Annotated in this window: 18 protein-coding genes and 1 tRNA gene; 10 read left to right on the top strand and 9 right to left on the bottom strand. The window is 44.6% G+C overall.

Going from position 1 to position 20,103, the window contains the following annotated elements; genetic code table 11:
• The first annotated feature begins 73 nt into the window (after positions 1 to 73).
• From MET42_RS0113520 to MET42_RS0113505, 4 genes are all read left to right on the top strand, one after another.
• Positions 74 to 517 (top strand): GatB/YqeY domain-containing protein, encoded by a 444-nt coding sequence (locus MET42_RS0113520; RefSeq protein ID WP_019883627.1) that lies wholly within the window; start codon positions 74 to 76, stop codon positions 515 to 517.
• A gap of 79 nt (positions 518 to 596) precedes the next feature.
• Positions 597 to 2,336 carry a DNA primase gene (gene dnaG / locus MET42_RS0113515; protein ID WP_019883626.1) on the top strand — a complete coding sequence of 580 codons (1,740 nt, stop codon included), beginning with the start codon at positions 597 to 599 and terminating at the stop codon, positions 2,334 to 2,336.
• Positions 2,337 to 2,485: 149 nt separating this feature from the next.
• The gene (gene rpoD / locus MET42_RS0113510; RefSeq protein ID WP_019883625.1) at positions 2,486 to 4,435 is read left to right on the top strand and encodes an RNA polymerase sigma factor RpoD; all 1,950 of its coding nucleotides are present in this window, start codon (positions 2,486 to 2,488) and stop codon (positions 4,433 to 4,435) included.
• Between the two features lie 20 nt (positions 4,436 to 4,455).
• Positions 4,456 to 4,534, top strand: a tRNA-Ile gene (locus tag MET42_RS0113505).
• A gap of 266 nt (positions 4,535 to 4,800) precedes the next feature.
• Here MET42_RS0113505 and MET42_RS0113500 read toward each other — a convergent pair.
• Entirely contained in the window at positions 4,801 to 6,222 is a 1,422-nt protein-coding gene (locus MET42_RS0113500; protein ID WP_019883624.1) for a PLP-dependent aminotransferase family protein, read from the bottom strand.
• Positions 6,223 to 6,380: 158 nt separating this feature from the next.
• On the opposite strand from MET42_RS0113500, the gene ccoN reads away from it, so the two are divergent.
• The gene (gene ccoN, locus MET42_RS0113495; RefSeq protein ID WP_019883623.1) at positions 6,381 to 7,829 is read left to right on the top strand and encodes a cytochrome-c oxidase, cbb3-type subunit I; all 1,449 of its coding nucleotides are present in this window, start codon (positions 6,381 to 6,383) and stop codon (positions 7,827 to 7,829) included.
• Between the two features lie 102 nt (positions 7,830 to 7,931).
• Here the strand turns inward: ccoN and MET42_RS0113490 are convergent, their stop codons facing one another.
• From MET42_RS0113490 to MET42_RS0113465, 6 genes are all read right to left on the bottom strand, one after another.
• Positions 7,932 to 8,354, bottom strand: coding sequence for a DUF1398 family protein (locus MET42_RS0113490; protein ID WP_019883622.1), 423 nt, complete (start codon positions 8,352 to 8,354; stop codon positions 7,932 to 7,934).
• Between the two features lie 20 nt (positions 8,355 to 8,374).
• On the bottom strand, positions 8,375 to 8,833 hold the full coding sequence (locus MET42_RS0113485; protein WP_019883621.1) for a MarR family winged helix-turn-helix transcriptional regulator: 459 nt from the start codon (positions 8,831 to 8,833) through the stop codon (positions 8,375 to 8,377).
• A 71-nt stretch (positions 8,834 to 8,904) separates the two neighbouring features.
• Positions 8,905 to 9,219, bottom strand: a complete 315-nt coding sequence (locus MET42_RS0113480; protein WP_019883620.1) for a putative quinol monooxygenase — start codon at positions 9,217 to 9,219, stop codon at positions 8,905 to 8,907.
• Positions 9,220 to 9,229: 10 nt separating this feature from the next.
• Entirely contained in the window at positions 9,230 to 9,931 is a 702-nt protein-coding gene (locus MET42_RS0113475) for an NAD(P)H-dependent oxidoreductase (protein WP_019915190.1), read from the bottom strand.
• A gap of 19 nt (positions 9,932 to 9,950) precedes the next feature.
• The gene (locus MET42_RS0113470; RefSeq protein ID WP_019883618.1) at positions 9,951 to 10,622 is read right to left on the bottom strand and encodes an SDR family oxidoreductase; all 672 of its coding nucleotides are present in this window, start codon (positions 10,620 to 10,622) and stop codon (positions 9,951 to 9,953) included.
• Positions 10,623 to 10,700: 78 nt separating this feature from the next.
• Positions 10,701 to 11,540 carry an oxidoreductase gene (locus tag MET42_RS0113465; protein WP_019883617.1) on the bottom strand — a complete coding sequence of 280 codons (840 nt, stop codon included), beginning with the start codon at positions 11,538 to 11,540 and terminating at the stop codon, positions 10,701 to 10,703.
• 120 nt (positions 11,541 to 11,660) lie between these two features.
• Here MET42_RS0113465 and MET42_RS0113460 point away from each other — a divergent pair, with 120 nt between their 5' ends.
• The 3 genes from MET42_RS0113460 to MET42_RS0113450 all read left to right on the top strand — a co-directional run bounded on the left by MET42_RS0113460 (position 11,661) and on the right by MET42_RS0113450 (position 14,193).
• Positions 11,661 to 12,560: a LysR family transcriptional regulator gene (locus MET42_RS0113460; protein WP_232411622.1), complete on the top strand. Its 900-nt coding sequence runs from the start codon at positions 11,661 to 11,663 to the stop codon at positions 12,558 to 12,560.
• Positions 12,561 to 12,890: 330 nt separating this feature from the next.
• The gene (locus tag MET42_RS0113455) at positions 12,891 to 13,463 is read left to right on the top strand and encodes a hypothetical protein (RefSeq protein ID WP_232411619.1); all 573 of its coding nucleotides are present in this window, start codon (positions 12,891 to 12,893) and stop codon (positions 13,461 to 13,463) included.
• A gap of 46 nt (positions 13,464 to 13,509) precedes the next feature.
• Positions 13,510 to 14,193: a hypothetical protein gene (locus MET42_RS0113450; RefSeq protein ID WP_232411617.1), complete on the top strand. Its 684-nt coding sequence runs from the start codon at positions 13,510 to 13,512 to the stop codon at positions 14,191 to 14,193.
• A gap of 129 nt (positions 14,194 to 14,322) precedes the next feature.
• On the opposite strand, the gene MET42_RS0113445 is transcribed toward MET42_RS0113450, so the two are convergent.
• A complete protein-coding gene (locus tag MET42_RS0113445; RefSeq protein WP_029512453.1) occupies positions 14,323 to 15,696 on the bottom strand; it encodes a TonB family protein in 1,374 nt (457 codons plus the stop codon).
• A gap of 184 nt (positions 15,697 to 15,880) precedes the next feature.
• Here MET42_RS0113445 and MET42_RS0113440 point away from each other — a divergent pair, with 184 nt between their 5' ends.
• Entirely contained in the window at positions 15,881 to 16,777 is an 897-nt protein-coding gene (locus tag MET42_RS0113440; protein WP_019883613.1) for a hypothetical protein, read from the top strand.
• Between the two features lie 133 nt (positions 16,778 to 16,910).
• Here the strand turns inward: MET42_RS0113440 and MET42_RS0113435 are convergent, their stop codons facing one another.
• The gene (locus MET42_RS0113435) at positions 16,911 to 17,588 is read right to left on the bottom strand and encodes a PepSY-associated TM helix domain-containing protein (RefSeq protein WP_019883612.1); all 678 of its coding nucleotides are present in this window, start codon (positions 17,586 to 17,588) and stop codon (positions 16,911 to 16,913) included.
• Between the two features lie 263 nt (positions 17,589 to 17,851).
• Between MET42_RS0113435 and MET42_RS0113430 the strand changes: the two genes are divergently transcribed.
• A complete protein-coding gene (locus MET42_RS0113430; RefSeq protein ID WP_232411615.1) occupies positions 17,852 to 19,978 on the top strand; it encodes a TonB-dependent siderophore receptor in 2,127 nt (708 codons plus the stop codon).
• Positions 19,979 to 20,103: the final 125 nt, after the last annotated feature.

Raw genomic sequence — 20,103 nt, 5'->3', positions numbered from 1 at the left:
GTTGTGGGTTTCCGCAACCTTTAGCTATTTATACAGCCCATATTTAAGCCTCCATTCAGATAAAGATATTTCTATGAGCCTGAAAGCACAAATCTCCGAAGACATGAAAACCGCCATGCGTGCGAAAGACATGCAAAAGCTGGGTGTGATTCGTTTGTTGCAAGCGGCGATCAAGCAACGCGAAGTCGACGAGCGTATTGAGCTGGATGATGATGCCGTGATTGCGGCGATTGAGAAAATGCTCAAGCAGCGCCGTGATTCGATTGCTGCGTTTGAAGGTGCTAACCGCCACGACCTGGCGGATCAGGAAAAGTTTGAAGTCACTGTATTGCAGGCTTATCTGCCAGCGCAATTGTCTGAGGATGAAATCAACGCCATCATCGCCAAGGTTATCGCTGAAGCGGGTGCTGCGGGTGCCAAAGACATGGGTAAAGTGGTGGGTGCGGTGAAGCCGCTGGTCGCAGGTAAGGCAGATATGGCGAAAGTCTCTGGCCTGATCAAGGCTGCCTTAGGTTAATCGGTCTTTAACCGCATAAACAATGGGGCGCATTTGGCGCCCTTTGTTTTTTTAGTGCGCATAAGCGATACTTGCATCTATGATCCCCGAAAGTTTTATTCAAGAACTGCTCAATCGCGTAGATATTGTCGAAGTCATCGACAAGGCAGTACCGCTGAAAAAAGCCGGGGCCAATTATTCGGCCTGCTGCCCATTCCATAACGAAAAATCCCCCAGTTTTACCGTCAGTCCGACCAAGCAGTTTTACCATTGTTTTGGTTGTGGTGCGCACGGCTCCGCCTTGAGCTTTTTGATGGAGTATAACGGCCTTAGTTTTGTTGAGGCCATACACGACCTGGCCAAACAGATTGGCATGATTGTGCCGCAAGAGCAGCGCGACCCTAATCAACCAGCGTCCCCCTCAAAGGCGGTGTTATTGAGTTTGCAAGAGACCTTGCAACAAGCCGCTAACTATTACAAAGCAGAGTTGAAAAAATCACCACGCGCGATTGATTACCTGAAAAACCGCGGTTTAAGTGGTCAGGTCGCGGCCAAGTTTCAGGTTGGTTATGCCCCGGCTGGCTGGCAAAATCTGCAAACGGTGTTTCCGCAATATGAGGCTGAGGCGCTGGAGACCGCCGGGCTGGTGGTGCAGAACGAACAAGGGCGCCGTTATGACCGCTTTCGTGACCGTATTATTTTCCCCATCCATAACCAAAAAGGCGAAGTAATTGGCTTTGGCGGGCGCGTGATTAACCCCGAAGATACGCCAAAGTATTACAACTCGCCGGAAACACCGCTGTTTCAAAAAGGCCATGAATTATATGGCTTGTTTATGGCACGTCGCGCCATCCGTGATGCGGGCCGCGTGCTGGTGGTTGAGGGTTATATGGATGTAGTGGCACTGGCGCAATATGGTATTGAATATGCCGTCGCGGCGCTGGGTACAGCAACTACCCCGTTTCATATTGCCAAGCTGATGCGGCAAACCGATGAAATTGTATTCAGTTTTGATGGCGACAAAGCCGGGCGTACGGCGGCTTGGCGCGCAGTGATGAACGCTTTGCCGGCGATTAAAGATGGTCTCAAGTTGCGTTTCCTGTTTTTGCCTGCCGAACATGACCCGGATAGTTTTGTGCGTGAATTTGGTAAAGAGGCATTTGAGGCGGAAATGGATAAAGCGATGCCGCTGTCGCAATACATTATCCAGCATTTGAGCGAGCATAACCCGATGGCTTCGCAAGAAGACAAGCTGCAGTTTTTAAATGATGCCGAGCCTATTCTCAAGCAAATTCAGGCGCCCCGTTATGCCATGTTATTGCGCAAAAAAGTAGCCGAGATGACCGGCTTGGCCGGCGGCGAAATGCAACGTATGCTCAAGTTGCCAGATCCGGTTAAAACCAAACAAAAGCCTGTGCGCCAGCGTTCGCGCACACCATTATCGCTGTATGTGCGCCTGGCCTTGATGTTGCTGATGCGGCCGCAATGGGCTAAGCCGGCGTTGATGGCGGAGATTGTCGGCGAAGGCGATGAAGAGCAGATGTTGCGTGTGGTGTTGAGGGCTGCTGTCGCCAAGCCAGACGCGCGGCCGGTGGTATTGCTGCAAATGATCACCCCGTATATTTCTGAGGTTTTGCGACACCAATTGCAACGTGAGTTGTCTTTATTGGACGAAACGCTGGACTTCACGCTTGAATTTGAGGGGGCGTGTACCCAATTATCAGACATGGCAGTCATTGCGCGTGAAAAGTCCTTGTTAGGGCGGCTGACTGAAAAGCCATTTTCTACGCTGTCGGACGCAGAGCGTGAGGCTCTGCGGCAGTTAACCAGCAAGCGCTAGTCAGCAATTCCCTAAAAACCGTGTGGGCATGCTTAAAAAACATGCAAAAATCTGGTAAAATAAAGGGTTTCCCGTAATGTTAAATCGAGTGATGTGACAGTAGCGGTAGCCAACACTCGGCATCAATCATTTTAGAGGTGGAATCGGCCATGGCCAGACCCAAAGCAGATAAAAGTTTAGACAAAGAGCTCGGAATTAACGAAGTCGAAACACACAAAGACCCCGCCACCCAGGCAATGGATGCCGAGGCACGTCGTACCCGCCTGAAAACCCTGATTGTTCTGGGTAAAGAGCGTGGTTATTTGACCTACGCCGAAATTAATGACCATTTGCCGGATGACGTGCAAGACTCCGAGCAGATCGAGAGCATTATCGGCATGATCAATGACATGGGTATCCAGGTCTATGAAGAAGCGCCAGATGCCGAAGTATTGCTGATGTCTGATGCGCCTCCAGCGGTGACTGACGAAGATGCTGCCGAAGAAGCCGAGCAAGCGCTGGCGACGGTAGACTCCGAGTTCGGTCGTACGACTGACCCTGTGCGTATGTATATGCGTGAAATGGGCACGGTTGACCTGCTGACACGTGAGGGTGAAATCGAGATCGCCAAGCGTATCGAAGATGGCCTCAAGCACATGGTGCATGCGATTGCCGCCTGTCCGACCACCATCGCCCAATTATTGGATATGGTAGATAAAGTCGAAAAAGACGAGATGAGCGTCGACGAACTGGTAGACGGTTTGATTGACAGCGATCTCGGCCTGGATGACGCTTTGGCAGTGGCTGACGCAGAGGAAGAGGAAGCTGCTGACGAAGAAGAGGAAGAGGACGACGAAGATGGCGATGCTAAAGCATCCGCCTTGTCTGCCGAAGCGCTGGCCAGACTCAAAGACGAAGTCCTGTCTCGCTTTGCCGTCATTCGCGCTGCGAATACGCAAATGAACAGCATTCGTGAAGCCAAAGGCACTAATGATGCTGAATACAAAACCCTGCATCAACAGGTGCTGGATGAACTGACGGCTTTCCGTTTCTCTGCCAAGCAAGTAGAAGCACTGTGTGACCAGGTGCGCAACATGGTAGAAGAAGTGCGCACGCATGAACGCAAAATCATGGATTTCTGTGTTGAAAAAGCCAACATGCCGCGTCAGCAATTTATCAAAAGCTTTGTCGGCAACGAAATCAACCTCAGCTGGTTAGATGGCGAACTTGCTGCTAAGCCCGCCTACGCAGAGCGTTTAAGCCGTTTCAGACACTCGATTCTTGACCAGCAAGAGCGCCTGCAAAACCTGCAGAACCGTGTTGGCTTGCCAATTAAAGAGTTGCGTGAAATCAACAAACAAATGACCACCGGTGAAGCACGTGCCCGTCGCGCTAAACGCGAAATGATCGAGGCCAACTTGCGTCTGGTGATTTCTATTGCCAAAAAATACACCAACCGTGGTTTGCAATTCCTTGATTTGATTCAGGAAGGCAACATCGGCCTGATGAAAGCCGTGGATAAATTTGAATACCGTCGTGGTTACAAGTTTTCTACCTATGCAACATGGTGGATCCGTCAGGCCATCACGCGTTCGATCGCTGACCAGGCACGTACCATCCGTATTCCGGTGCACATGATCGAAACCATCAACAAGATGAACCGCATCAGCCGCCAGATTCTGCAAGAAACTGGTCTGGAACCTGATCCGGCCACCTTGGCTGAAAAAATGGAAATGCCGGAAGAAAAAATCCGCAAAATCCTCAAAATCAGCAAAGAGCCTATTTCGATGGAAACGCCGATTGGTGACGACGAAGACAGCCACTTGGGCGACTTTATTGAAGACAACACCACACTGGCGCCAATGGACGCAGCGGTTTACGCCAGCCTGCGCGACGCCACCAGTGAAGTACTGGAGTCACTGACCCCGCGCGAAGCCAAAGTACTGCGTATGCGCTTTGGTATTGAAATGAACACCGACCACACCCTGGAAGAAGTGGGCAAACAGTTTGACGTGACGCGTGAGCGTATTCGTCAGATTGAAGCAAAAGCACTACGCAAGTTGCGCCACCCAACGCGCTCCGAACGTCTGCGCAGCTTCCTCGAAAACGGTCAGGATTAGTTTATAATCCCACGCTTTCCGGCCCCTTAGCTCATGCTTGGTTAGAGCAGCGGACTCATAATCCGTTGGTGCTGTGTTCGACTCACAGAGGGGCCACCATTTATAGAGAGGCTCAAGGTTAACACCTTGGGTCTTTTTTGTTTTGAGGTGAGGTAAACTGACATCAGAATATATCCAATTGGGGATCTCGACAGTTACTGCAGAGTAGTTAATCACGATTGGGGTGTTCGCCGAAGCAAGAAGCATCCCATGTACAAAAGGGGTTGTCATCCAATCATCCGTGAGTTTTTACTCACACCTGGTTGGCTTGACGTATAGCAGCAATACTTACTAGGCTAACTCCTTATTCACTCGCTGCATAATATTTAACCAGTTAATTGATTCATGATCAACGTTCCCAAAGTGGCGATTGCTGCATCGACTTTTTCATCCCACTCATGACCGTAATTTAATCTTATATAATTTTTATATTGTCGCTGAGCAGAGAAAATAGGACCTGGGGCAATGCTAATTCCATGTTCTAAAGCAGCACGATGTATTTTCAAGACATCTACTTTTTGAGGTAATTCAATCCAGAAAAAGTAGCCTCCGTGCGGTTTTGAAATACGAGTCTCCTCAGGAAAATGCCTTTCAACGGAATTAAAATAACAAAGTTGCTGTAATGAAAGTGTATGTCTTAATTGCCTTAAATGGCGATCGTAGCCACCCTTAGCCAAATAATTGGCAATAGTTTGTTGCACCGGAATGGAGGTTGTATGTGTGGTTGATAATTTAAGTCTTTGCACCTTCTTTGCAAACCTACCGGCTGACACCCAGCCGACTCTATACCCCGGAGCAAGTGTTTTCGAAAATGAGGAGCAATGTAGAATCAATCCCTCGTCATCATAAAACTTGGTGGGTGTTGGTCGTTTCTCATCAAAGTACAACTCCCCATACACATCATCTTCAATCAGAGGTAATTGATATTTTTTAAGAATCTCTACCAATCGCTTCTTGTTAGCGTCTGGCATTGAACTTCCAAGTGGGTTCTGAAAGGTAGTCATGATCCAGCAAGCAGTCGGTTGGTGTTTTAGAATTGTTTGCTCCATCAAATCTAAATCAATTCCCGTAACGGGATGGCCTGGCACTTCAACAGCTTTTAATCCTCTTTTCTCGATGGACTGAAGCGCGGCATAAAAAGTCGGAGATTCAATAAGAACAGTGTCGCCAGGTCTGGTGATGGCAGAAAGGCAAAGATTTAGCGCCTCTAAAGCACCATTTGTAACCACGATCTCGTCCAAAGGAATATTGATGCCGTCAATCCGGTACCTTAACGCAATTTGTCTGCGTAACTCACTGTCTCCAGGCCCAAGGTACTCGACTGTGCACCATGGATCCATTTTTTGCACCGAATGCGCCATCATCTTTGCAAGTCGATCAAATGGGTACAGTAATGGACTTGGAAAGGCGGCACCTAATGGGACACAGCCTTGAGACCTAGTAGCCTCCATCACTTCAAATACCAGCTCACTTACGTCAACTTCCTGATGCGGTCCTACCTCTTCAGTTTTGGTAACGTCTAATGGCTTAAGCTTCTTAATACTATTGTTTACATAGTAACCAGATCGGGCGCGTGTAGTGATTAACCCTCTAGCCTCCAGAAGATAATATGCCTTGAATACTGTCGAGGCACTGACGCCTTTAAGTGTGCTGACTTCTCTAACCGAAGGAAGCTTCTCCCCACCTCTAAAAACTTCATCTCTGATGGACTTTGCAATGGACTCAGCTAGCTCTTCGTATCGCTTCATAAAACCGTTTTCGACTAATTCACTTTTTTAATATACATCTGATACGCTATTTTTGTAAGTTTCTGAGTATGTTTTTTATTTGGATAAAGCCCCAAAATCTCGAACAACATAGAGATTGAATTTCTATTACCTGCAAAGATTCAAAGGGAATTGACTATATGGTGACTCAAGTAAGTACACAGACTTTTAACGATAAAATCGTTCGTCAATTTACGATTATGGCGATAGTCTGGGGAGTAATAGGTACGGCAGTTGGTGTGCTGATTGCATCTTTGCTAGTTTGGCCAGAAATTGGATCTGGTATTCCTGAGCTTTCCTTCGGGCGACTTCGCCCTTTACACACTAACCTGGTTATTTTTGGTTTTGGAGGGTGCGCACTGTTTGCAACTTCATACTATGCCGTACAACGCACAAGCCAAACTAGACTTTACAGTGATAGAAGTGCCAGTGTCAGCTTTTGGCTATGGCAAGCGGTTCTAGTAGGAGCAGTCATTAGCCTACCTTTAGGGTATACCCAAGGTAAAGAGTACGGCGAACTAGAGTGGCCAATTGATCTTATGATATTGGGTAGTTGGATTGCCTACGCCATCAGTTTTTTTGGGACGATCTCTCATCGAAAGATTAAACATATTTATGTGGCTAACTGGTTCTATGGAGCATTCATCATTGCATTCGCATTGCTGCATATTGTTGAAAGTGCAATGATTCCAGCGGGCTGGTTCAAATCCTACTCTGCTTATCCAGGTGTACAAGATGCGATGGTGCAGTGGTGGTATGGCCATAACGCGATCGGCTTCTACCTCACTGCAGGCTTTCTAGGCATGATGTACTACTATGTGCCTAAACAAGCTGAGCGTCCTGTGTACTCTTACAGCTTGTCTATCGTGCACTTCTGGGCATTGATTTTCACGTACATGTGGGCGGGTCCTCACCACTTGCATTACACTGCTTTGCCAGACTGGACACAATCAATCGGTATGGTGCTATCTCTGATTCTGTTTGCACCAAGCTGGGGCGGCATGATAAACGGTATCATGACCTTATCCGGCGCCTGGCACAAACTGCGCACAGATCCTATCTTGCGCTTCCTGATCGTAGCTCTGTCTTTTTATGGGATGAGTACCTTTGAAGGCCCGATGATGGCAATCAAAACTGTAAACGCGTTATCCCACTACACTGACTGGACAGTAGGCCACGTGCACTCTGGTGCCCTGGGCTGGGTTGGTTTTATTTCTATCGGCTCCCTGTATTTCCTGGTTCCACGTTTATTTGGACAGAAGCAAATGTACAGCGTGAAAGCGATTGAAGTGCATTTCTGGATGGCAACTGTTGGAGTAGTTCTTTATATCTCTGCTTTATGGATTTCGGGCGTAATGGAGGGGCTGATGTGGCGTGCGATGAATGCTGACGGCACCTTGGCTTATACTTTTGTTGAGAGTGTGAAAGCGAAATTCCCGTACTATTTCACACGTACATTGGGTGGTTTCCTGTATATGAGCGGTTTAATTCTCATGCTGTGGAACACATACAAAACTGCAACTAATGGCAAACCAGTAACGATTGAAATACCAATACCCGGAGCCCTTGCCCATAATCGTACGCTTTGATCCATACCTAACCAATCAGGCTGGCCGACGTAAGGGCAATTGTTGCTGTTATGTCGGCTTGGCGTGGGATCTGACAGTTTTACGGTGTATCAAGTTTTTAAGTTAAGGCGCTGTTAATAAATCACTTGAGCTATCTGGAAACCGCTCAATATGCATCTCACCTTTGCGCCCGTAATAAGTCACATGCTGACCTGTAATCCAGACCGTATACCCAATGCACCCTGACTCTTGTGAGAGTCTTTTAAATTCTGGGTACATCACTTCGCCACGTTGCGCACCTGCTATAGCATCTTTGATACCAACCGCACTAAAGTCTGAGGCTATCTGAATATCTGGCAGATCCAATTTCAATCTAAGTGTTTCACCACTTGGCATGTAATAAGCAATACGGCCCCCACGATAATCCACGGCATAAGACTCAACGCCTGCACTAGTAAGATGTTGGATAACCTGACCAAAATGGATACGACCTTGATTAGAGGCCTCTAATGTTTGGCGGATAACTGATTCGGCTGCCTGATTCATTACTAGCTCCTTTAATATTTTTACTTGGTTGGAATCTCTTTTAATTGATGCAAAGTGACTAATTCCTTCATAAGCTTTTTTAAGTCCTCACGACTTGAAACAGAAAGATGCCCGAAGAAATATTTGTCATTTTCATCTGCGGTGGTCGCTAAGGTAGGTACCAACTCCTTACCTCTTTCAGTTAAGCACAGTACCTGTTCGCGTAAGCTGTCTTGAGCTTGTTCTCTTTTTGCTAAGCCTTTAACTTCTAGCTTTGAAATAATTTTGGACGCAGCACCTTTAGTCATTCCAAGTGCATCAATCAGCGATGAGTGAGTCGCAGCATTGGAGTTGAATAAGGTTCGCATGGCTACCCACTCAGTCACAGAAATATCGTGTAGAGCCAACTGTTGTTCAAAGCGACATGAGACTTGATTGGATACAAAGCGCAGCCAAAATCCAATATGTTCTTCAAGCGAGCTGGGAATAGGGTCTTGCATAATAAGTTTATGTTTCCATGGAAACCATTATGGTAGTTTCCTCGGAAACATAAGCCAATACTTGTTTCTTTTTATTCAAACTTTATTGACTTTGATAACATATCCAAATAGTGCAATTCCAAAGGGGCGCGGAGTAAATTAGGCAGAGTTTTCATCATTTCCTGCATGTATGGCATTTCAAAGTGCAGGTCCAAGTCGCTACGATCATGCCAATTCTCATACATTACAAATAGAGTAGGATCATCAGATGATTGGTGTAAATCATAATTTATACATCCCGGTTCTGATCTACTAAGATCAATCAGTGATTTCAACTTATTGGCCAATTCGTCTGTGCACTCTGGTTTAGCATAAATGAATGCAACCAACGTTAATTTCTTTTTCATGTTTAGTCCTTTATATCATTTCAATTGCAGTGGCTTTAGAAAGCTCAGTCGAACTTCCACCTGGATAGCCACTTACTACCTGGTCGATTTCTAAACTCAGATTTTTGAACATTTGCTTAACATCATTGTTGTTCATTCGGCTAACAGCAGGCGCTAAAAAAGTCGTAACCCAATCTATCCCGCAAAACTTCAGAACCCCACCAATGAAAGGCTTCAGCATTTGCTCAATTGAGCCCGTGTATTGACTATCAGCTATGAGTTCTTCGTTTGTAGCGCCAGTTGTCAAAGAAAGCATTGCTCGTTTTCCCTTGAGCAAGCCATTTTCAAACACGTGCTCATCGTCATAAGCAAAGCCATTACCCAAAACTCTTTCTACCCAACCTTTTAGTATTGCTGGAATCGAATACCACCAAAGCGGAAATTGAAAGATGACCAAATCTGCTTCTTTCAGACGTCTTTGCTGATCTTGTATTTCTCGCTGATAGTTGCTGGTTAAGCTTGCATTGAGTTGTTCATGTGCCAAAGAGAACCTCAATGGATTTTTGAGCTGATTGAAGTCACTGGGATAAGGTGACATTGTGAAATCTTCAGCATAAAGATCAGATATCTCTACTGTCCAGCCATGAAACTTCAATCGTTCAACCATCACGTTCATCATGGAGTGGTTCATACTTTTAGGTTCAGGATGAGCAATAATAATCAGCGCTTTCATGATATTCGTCCTGTCTCTACTAACCGTAAACTCGTTCCCAAACCCATGCCTCTTTTGGAGTGGATTCCATTTCCCAGAATATGTCAGCTACATCCCGGGATTCTGGCGAGTCTGAGGCAATAAGCTTGCTAACCGTTATAGTGCCAATGTGGATTCCTTTAGCTTTAAGTGGTGCAAACATGCCTTGTGTGAGCGCACGAATGCCAGCTTTGCCGATACTGATAGGTAGAAAGTCTGGAGATGGATTGATGCCAAAGCTGCCACCTGTGATGAAAATTGAACCTTCATTCTTAAGCGACATACCAATTTCAGCGGCACGCACCGCAACCAGAGCACTCGTCAAATTGATATTGATATCTGACTCCAGTTGTTCTCTGGAGTGATCGGTCAATGTCATAGGTTTGAGATTTCCGGCTTCATCATAACGAAGCACTCCAGCGTTATATAAAATAGTCAGACGAGTGTCTTTTGCCAAGCGACTGACCAAGTGATCAATTTGTGCTGGATCATTCGCATCCGCAACTTCAAGTGTTGCCTGTATTCCGAATCTACTTAATTTTGCAGACTGAGCGTGCAGGTTTTGAAGATTGCGTGAGGATAGGACGATTTCATAATCTTCACCTGCAAAACGTTGAGCCGTGGCTAAACCAATGCCAGGTCCAGAGCCAATAATGAGTAAAGTCTTTTTCATGATTCATCCTTTCATTCATATATTCTTAGTAGGTCGCTTATCAATCCCCAGCACAAGTGTGCTGGAGACTGGGGTGACTTAAACATAGTCAGTAGAAACAGCCAGGTCTTTCCATGCGTCCAACTCTTTTTGAACGAATTGATTTTTCTCACTGATCTTGTGAACAGTGTCTGAACCCAGTGGTAGTCTCAAAGGAGGATTCTCACTATCTACTAATTTCAGGATTGCTTTTGATAACTTAGTAGGATCACCTGGCTGGGCATGATTAGCTGATGCAGCAAACTCACGCATTGCTCCCACTGTTTCAGCATATTCCGGGAATGATTTTTCGGTGGAAACCAGGGAGGTACTGTCCAGAAAGTCGGTACGGAAGAAGCCTGGTTCAACTGTTGTCGCCTTGATCCCGAAAGGTTGCAGCTCATATGCCAGTGACTCAGTCAAAGCTTCCACTGCAAACTTAGTCGCGCAGTAGACTCCCCATCCTGGATAAGAGGCATAACCGCCGATTGAGGAAATATTAATGATGTGGCCGCTTTTGTTTTCGCGCATATAAGGCACTACCGCACGAATCACGCTTAGTAAGCCGAATACATTGGTATTGAACAGGTCTTTTACTTCTTTGTCGCCAGACTCTTCAACGGCACCCAGCAAACCATAACCCGCATTGTTCACAAGAATGTCAATTTGTGAGAATTGTGCAATCGCATCTTTTGCGGCCTGAATGGAAGCAGCCTCATCTGTAACATCAAGTTTTAAAGCAAGCAGATTTGGGTGGTTACCCAATGCATCAATGACTGTTTTTGGATTGCGTGCAGTTGCGATGACTTTATCGCCACGATCCAATGCATCTTTTGCGATCAAAGCGCCAAAACCTCTTGATGCACCAGTGATAAACCATACTTTTGAATGAGTGCTCATGACTATCTCCTTTAATTAAATGAACCGCGACATGCAGAACATGGAGGTCATATTAATTACTATTAAAAAGTAATAAAATATTCAATATAATTGTTTTATTATCAACCTATAGTTGCCTATATGCAGATGATCAGACCTTTAACTATGTTCCTTGCCGTAGCCAATGCCATGAGTTTTAGAAAGGCTGCTATTGATCAGGGAGTGTCTCCACAGGCGGTGAGCAAAGCCGTAAAACAACTTGAAATGCACCTTGGATTGAAATTACTGCATCGATCAACCAGGCACTTAAGCCTGACGGAAGATGGTGAAAGGCTTTTTCAAAATGCCAATCAAGGTATGCAGCTTTTAACAGATGCTATAGTTGGTCTTGAAGAAAGTAAGCAAGGTATGGGTGGGATGATTAGGCTGGCCGCTCCACTGGCTTTTGGGAATCGAATTCTATTACCCTTGATAGATGAATTTCAGTCAGTAAATCCGGATGTTCATTTTGATCTGATGCTTAGCGATGATTTTGTAGACATCGTTACCCTGAGAATCGATATAGGTTTCAGAACTGGTCAATCTCCAGATAAAAATGTCCTTTCAAGAAAGTTAGGTGACATTGTTTCTGTGATTTGCGCATCACCACAATATATTCAGAAATATGGTGTGCCTGTCGACTTGAATGGCATTCAGGGGCATCGATGCACTGGATTTTTACATCCTCAAACGGGGAAAGAGCTTCCTTGGGAAATCAATGTGAATGGAGAAGTGAGCTACATACATGTTCCATCTGTCGCTAGATTTAATAACATTGAGGCAGAAATTGAAGCAGTTAAACGCGGCATAGGAATCGGACAGCTAAGCGAGTATTTGATCAAAGAAGAACTAGAGACTGGAGAATTAATTCAAATTATCCCAGATGGTTGGGTGCCTAGATTAGGGATATATATGTACTACTCAGAGAGAACAAAAATACCTATACGGATAAGGCAATTTATCGACTTTTGTATAGCAAAAATGACAAATAATAATCAATGATACTATTCAAATCTAATCGAGTAACCGAACTACTCGACGACTCGTCGCCTTTCGATGCGCTGCTAGCTGGGCAGCGTCGGTTTCGTCAGTTCGTCAAGTCGCAACTACTGAGCTTTACTCTCTTCGAAATCCGCCCACTCGCAGCCTCAAACGCTGCTCATAGTCACTCGCCTTGAGTTATAGCCAAGCAATCAGCGGCCGGTCGATACGACGGTGATCTCGGTGAGAGTCGTTGACTATAATATTGATCGGGCGTGCGATCTTGTAGTTGACTGTAATAACTTTCTTGGACAATACTTCAACTAAATAACAAAAATTAAAGGGGTGGATGTGAAAGTTAGTCGAATGATATGGGGCGTAGTTTTGTTAACTACGATGTTACTCACTGCTGGTTGTGCATCTATTGATGACAGTCCAGGTGATCCTAATTTGAACAAGCAGGGGATTCTCATCGTGGCTGGCGAGGGCTTCAATCCACGCTACGATGATCCCAAAGATATAAAAGCCTCGTCCACTTGGTTCATAACATCTCAAAAGCTTGCAGAAGCCTTGTATGCAGACTTGGATAAACGTCATGTTAAAACTCAATTGTTTATCAATTCAAACTCTAATCTTGACTCCCAAACCTTAGTTGCACAGTTAATTGCCCAGAATAAGCGGGATGGCCTCATACGAGTCAAAATCGTACATGTCAAAAATGCCACAGAGAATACTATTAACCTGATCTTGGCATATTCATCTTTGCAGTATGGCAGGAATAATCAAGGTGAAACAGTCACTCTTGGTAAAGGCATGGAGCAGAGTTATACGTTACTAGGAAAGAATTTCGAAGGGTCTCAAACACCATTAACTGCATTCACCAGTGACTTCACTAGTAGACTTAAAAAAGCTGGATATATTTGAGCGTCTTTTGTTCTACTTATACTGTTAAAGGTTAATTAAAAGCATTATGCATCTAATTAAAGCGCTTCTCTTTGTATTGGTATCAGCCTTTATTATTTCTTGTCCAGCCCACTCAGAGGAAAGCCCGAGTGTGTCTTCATATAGCACAATCGTTTCTACTCCGATATTCAGCCAGAATTTAGTGCATGGCTTGCCTAGTGGATGGAAGCTGGTTAATTCTGGAAAAGCAAATCGTCCTGAAGGAATGCTTTTTAGTCTAAATTATGCTTTAGATGGCCAAACCCCCGCCAATTGGACAGAGCTTATTACAGTTACTGGTTTCAAGAATCTGGCACAAAATGCAAATGCAACGCCTAAAGCTCTAATTGGCAAAATGGCCGGACAAAAAGAGTCTGTTTGCCCTGGCAATTCAGTAGTCGCTTCTGGTGGGGATGTGGCATTCGGTGAGGTTCGCGGTCATGTGGCAGTACTAGGTTGCGGTAAATTGCCAAATGACCTTGGGGGGATGAAAGCTGGAGAAGGTGAAATAGGTGTGTATATTGTGCTTAAGGGAGCTAATGACATGTATGTCATTCAGCGTATGCAACGTGTTGCGTCATTTGAGCCTAAATCACAGCCTATCACTCCACAAGTTTTGGGTGAGTTACTTCAGTCCTTTTTCCCTATTGGTTTGTGTGAGTTAACTGATACCCCCAATGAATGCCAACCAAAGCTTGGTGGTAATAAATGAAACTTAGGTTCAAATTATCCTAATCCATTAGTGTCGTGTTTGACTCACAGAGTTGCCACTATTTCATAGAGAGACTCAAGGTTAGCGCCTTGGGTCTTTTTTGTTTTTGGGTGAGTAGTTGTTATTTACCTATTCTACGGCATCAATCTCGAAAACCACTGGGATCTTGGCAACGACATCCACAGGTTTACCTTTGATTGTTGGCGGTTCAAACAACCATCTGGAAACCGTAGATAAAGCAATCCAAGCTAAATCTTCATTGTCTGCTTTGATGATGTGCGGTAGTTGAACCTCTCCTTGCTTATCAACATAGAACTCGACTAGCACCCTTTGTGAGGCATCCTTAGCACGATATTCAGCCGGAAATACCGGACGAGGAGCGTAAAGTGGGTTTAGTTTTTTATCCAATTCCTGCATTTTATGGATATCTGGTGTTTTCGAGTTTAGCTCATCCAGTAGTTGTAACGTATTTTCACTGATGACGACATCACGTCCAAGTTTGGTGAATGTTTGTTCAAAGGTAAACGATGACCATATGGGTGCGTTGTCTTTGTAGGCTGGGGTGAATAGTGAAGATTCGATCATGGCTTTTGTCGCCCGTCCAAATGCTTCATGAGTTGCCTTTATTACTTTGACATTACTTGGTTCCCCAGCTGGATTGATTGTTGCGGTGATTGTTGCCGAACCATCAACTGATTGTTGGTAAAGCTCAAAGGGGTAGACTACGGGGGCAACGACTTTGTATTGAACGGGCTCCGTGACTTCTGGATCAGATCGATCCTCTAATTCAGAGCGATATGTAGATGTGGCTTGTTTTTTGAAATCTCCTTTAAATGTGAAAGTAAACGGTACCTGAACCCAAGCAGGGATTGCTTGGTTATCTAGTTTTCTTGGTGAAAATTTGGCTTTTAGAATCGCTTTGATCGCTGCTTTCTCGAATGCGGGGTGATGGGATTGATCTACTTTTAATTCAGTAACTCTACCTGTTTGATCTATGTTTGCTCGTAATATGATTTTCCCTTTATGTCCATAGTAGGACATGACTTCTGGGAAGCTGGCGGCTGGTTTTTCCACATAGTCTGCTTGCTTAAACCTGTTAGCTGGAATCTCACCTTTTGAAAAGAGTCCCGAATATACAACGCCATTAGGCCAAGTGCGGCGGCCACTGCCGTCTTCCACTCCATGGACTAGTGTGCCTTCATATTTAGCACCATCCGCATATTCAACGATAGCGTGTCCCTCTGCTTGACCCTTATAAAAGGAGGCTTTCATCGTAAGGGATAGTTTTCCATGACTGCGAAGCATTGCAGTCCCCTTGCCACTGATATAGCCATCGATGCAATCGCCATCCCATAACAGAGTGTCACTAGGCTCTGCACCTACCAAATATGCTTTGCAACCATTTTTGTCTATTAGCCAGACACCAGTTTCCTCTTCTGCAAGGCTGTGGCTGGATAGGGAAAAACAGGCTAGAAATAAGATGCACTTAAGATATTGGCTCATACTAAATGTTGTTTTTATTGGCGGGTAACCATCCGCGACGGGTTACATAAAAAGCATTCAAAACTTGTTGAGCGGAATAACCGACAATGGACATGATTTACGTATAATAATTATAAATGAGAATTATTCCTATTCTTGAATGTGTTTATCCTTTCTGTTCAATAATATTTAAAAGAATTTATCAATGCGCCTCTATAAAACTATCACTCACTTAATAGCCACTCTCTTGGTTTTAAACTTTTCCATCGTGTGTATGGCAGGTTCATTGGTAGTACCTGCCGGGCTTGAGTTTGATTTTTCAGAAGATTTTGATTTTCCCGAAGGCCTTGATATTACTTATCAAGTTATCCCGGCTATCGATAAAACAGTAAAGTACATCGCCATATGGAATGGTGACGAATTGCAATACACAATTCTTGTTAATAAGTTACCTAAGGATTACTTGGATCCTAAAGTGTATATGCAAGGGTTTTATCGAGATATTAAAACCGCTTACAACGATGCGAAGTCAAAAGGCAGCGGTGGCTTTAATACAAAAGGTAAATTGAAAGCTACTGCCGTTGAATTGTTATATAGCCCAACTCCTGACAATCCTAAAGCGATGATAGGCGTGCATTTGACAGATGGTAAAGAGGCTTATGGCGCAATGATCAACGAATACCAGAAAAGTCCTGATACTGATGCGATTTTAAAAGAGGTGGTGAGCATTTTTCGAACAGCAAAGATAGCAGACCCAGCAACGGTTCCTCAAGCTGATAGGCGGGAGGAGGATGGTTATATCGGGACTTGGGCTTCAGACTCTACGCTACCTAATGGGCAATCAGTGAATGCAAAAATGAATATGGATCAATATCTCAATTTCAAAGCTGAGGTTTCAGTCGAGGGTAAGCTTATTTTTGTCGGTACTGGCAATTGGTATGTGAGTGATAAGAAAATCTTTTGGGCCTATATGTACAGTAATCCACAGCTATCAGATGATGACAAGAAAGACGAAGATGAAGTCATCTCTTTTGAAAGAAATGAACTGGTTTTGAAAAACAAAAAAACTGGTAAGACAAATACATTTAAGAAGTTTCCCTGATTAGCTTTCCCTCATAATCCGTTGGTGCTGTGTTCGACTCACAGAGGGGCCACCATTTATAGAGAGACTCAAGGTTAACGCCTTGGGTCTTTTTTGTTTTGTGGTAATTTGGACTTCAGAGTATTGGTGAGTGTTATGCAAACATAGTTTTGAAGCCTATTAATAACATGCCAGCGATGGACGCCACGAAGATGATTGCGCCCACAGTTTTACGTCGATTCAGCTCGGTCCACAGCAATACGCCTGTTAGAGAAAGCAGGATCATACTTCCACCAATACTGTCAGCTAATAAAACCCAGCCTACACCTGCGCCATTAGCGCGGTGGAAGTTATCAATTGCACCTACCCATGTTTCATCTGTACGTTTGATTTTCACCATATTAGACCCGACCCAATAATCGCTAATGACTTTATATTGAGGTGCAACAAACCGTATGTCCCAATGTTCTGGCTGCTTTACGTCTTGGCCGTTCCATGACACAGTTTCCGCCTGGTCTTTTTTGATGCGAGGCTCTCTGTCCATGGATAACTCTTTGCGTAGCCAGATAGCCATCGCTTTAGGGCTTTTCTTAGCTGCATCAGGCACAGCTATTTGAATCTCATTTGATTGTGGTTTTTCCAAATCAATCTTCAATACTGTGCGGTGATTATGAATGATGCCTGTAGCACCAAACAGCAGACCCAGAACGGCACCCCAAAGACCTAGCCAGCCATGGATGTCACGCAACCATTTTAAGAACGTACTACGGCGAGATCTTGTATTCGGTTTGGGGGGTAGAGATTTTGCCTTGCGGGTAATCGTAGAAGTCATTCTGGTATAGGGGTATCTGGCAGTTATTGGAGGGGGGCTTTGTTAAGAGCTAAGGATGAATTGTCGTACATTCATTAAGTATCGTCCACGGGAAATAAGTATCAGCAATTGAATCGTGAAGAGTCTGGGGATGCAAAGTGATCACTGGCTCTTTACCGAAAATAATACTTTGCCAATGCTAATCAGGTCATTTATTGTACCTTCAATGTTATAATTTTGATAATGAGAATCGTTAACATTTAACCCCGCACGAAAGTTACCAAATGAAAATTAAACCCGCTTCATTTTTAGCGGTGATGTTGTCCTATCCATTCATCAATTCCTTAGCTCAAGATATTAATAATCAAATTGACACCCTTCCTGAGGTGGCTGTGACTACCGAGAGGGTTAAGGAGTCTGCAACTGGGCCTATCCATAAGTACAAAGCCTCCCAGGCACGTACCGCTACCAAATCAGATACGCCAATTAATGAAACCGCACAATCAATCTCAGTCGTTTCTAGCGAGCAAGTACGAGACCAAGGCGCTCAAACCCTAGCAGATACGCTCAAGTTTGTTGCTGGTGTTGATGCCGGACAAAGAGGTAGACGAGGTCTTGATGATTTCTCTATCAGAGGATTTGTTCAAAGCGACTATGTATTGCGTGACGGTATGCGAATGTTTTACGACACCGCGTGGGTGCAGTCTGAGCCATTTGGCTTTGAGCGTGTAGAGGTCATGAAGGGTCCGGCTTCAGTGTTATACGGTCAAACTGGCCCGGGTGGTTTTGCGAACGTTGTGAGTAAGCGCCCGACGGATCAGCCATTGGCAACCATAGGGCTGACACTAGGGAATTATGATCAGCAGCAATGGACGGCTGATTTCTCTGATTCTTTGAACAAGGATGGAACGTTACGTTACCGCTTAGTTGCCTTGACTTCAGAAAGCAATGATCAGGTGGATTTTGTCGACCGTAGCCGTACTTATATTGCGCCATCATTAACATGGGATATGGGTGACCGCACCAGCATTACTTTACTCACGAGCTATCAAAAAAGTCGTTATGTACCTGTGCGTGGCTTGCCAGCAGAAGGCACTGTTCTTTCTAACCCGAACGGTAATATCCCTTTCAGTCGTTTTGTAGGTGTACCTGGTGTCGATAAGTACGAAACCGAAATTTCATTATTTGGTTATGAGTTTTCTCATATTTTCAACGACACTTTTACCTTTAAGCAAAATGTCAGATACAACACTTTCAATGTGGATGGTGCTTTTACTGATACTACCAATGGGTTAACGGCAAATAAGCGTAACTATCAACGTCGTTTGAATGTGCGAAATTTATCTGCTCAAATGTGGACGATTGATAACCAGTTGGCAGCCCATTTCAACACTTTGGGATTGAAACATGACCTGTTAATAGGTGCAGATATTCTGCACTACAACATGGATCGAACTTTCATTAACCGTAGCCTGACCGCGCTTAACCTATATCAACCAAACTATGGTGCCGCAGTGATTGGCGCACCTGTGGTCGTTGCCGGTAGTACAGGGAGTGATATGGCCAGGCAGTCTGGTTTATATCTCCAAGACCTCATTAAATTTGGTGATGGGTGGAATCTGCAACTTGGCGTACGTCACGATGAGACAGATTTGGTTCAAACGCGAATCAACAACAGCCGTACCAAAGCTGATCCATCCAAAACGACAGGTAAGGCAGGTGTACTGTATGCATTCGATAATGGTTGGTCACCTTACATCAGTGTTAGCGAGTCATTTTTACCCTTAACAGGGAACACAGCAGATGGCTCTCCATTCAAACCCGAAACTGGTGAGCAGCACGAAGCCGGGATTAAATACGAATCCCCAGATCATAAGTTCGGTACCACTTTCGCGGTATATGACTTAAAGAGACAGAATGTAACTACCACTGATCCTAGCAACCCCGGTTTTAGCATACAAACGGGTGAGCAACAACATAAAGGATTTGAGTTTGAAACAACTGGTCAATTAACAGATCGATTGAATTTGGTGGCGACGTACTCATACATTGATGCAGAAATCACTAAGAGCACAACCAATACCTTGGGTAAAAGACCCATCCTCGTCGCCAAGAATATGGCTAATGTATGGTTGCGTTATGATTTAACTAGCTGGGCGCAGGGCTTAGGCTTTGGGGCTGGTGCAAGACATATTGGAGAGCAAGCAGGGGATACGCAAAACACTTTTGACGTGCCATCTTATACTTTGTTTGATGCTGCTGTTTATTACAATACGGCCTCATGGCGGTTTGCACTCAATGCCAGAAATCTTGCAAATAAGAAGTACATTGCAGGCTGTGCCAGCATTAGCCAGTGTTATCCAGGTGATCCACTCACAGTCATGTTGACGGCTAATTATTCGTTCAAGTAGTCTCAGGATGAGAGCTACTCTCAGAGGGGCCACCATTTATAGAGAGACTCAAGGTTAACGCCTTGGGTCTTTTTTGTTTTGGAGAAGGTAGTTCCAATTCATTTTAATGTAACTGAATAAATATA

The sequence above is a fragment of the Methylophilus sp. 42 genome (assembly GCF_000384155.1).
GTDB lineage: Bacteria > Pseudomonadota > Gammaproteobacteria > Burkholderiales > Methylophilaceae > Methylophilus.
This window is presented reverse-complemented; position numbering and strand designations above follow the sequence as displayed.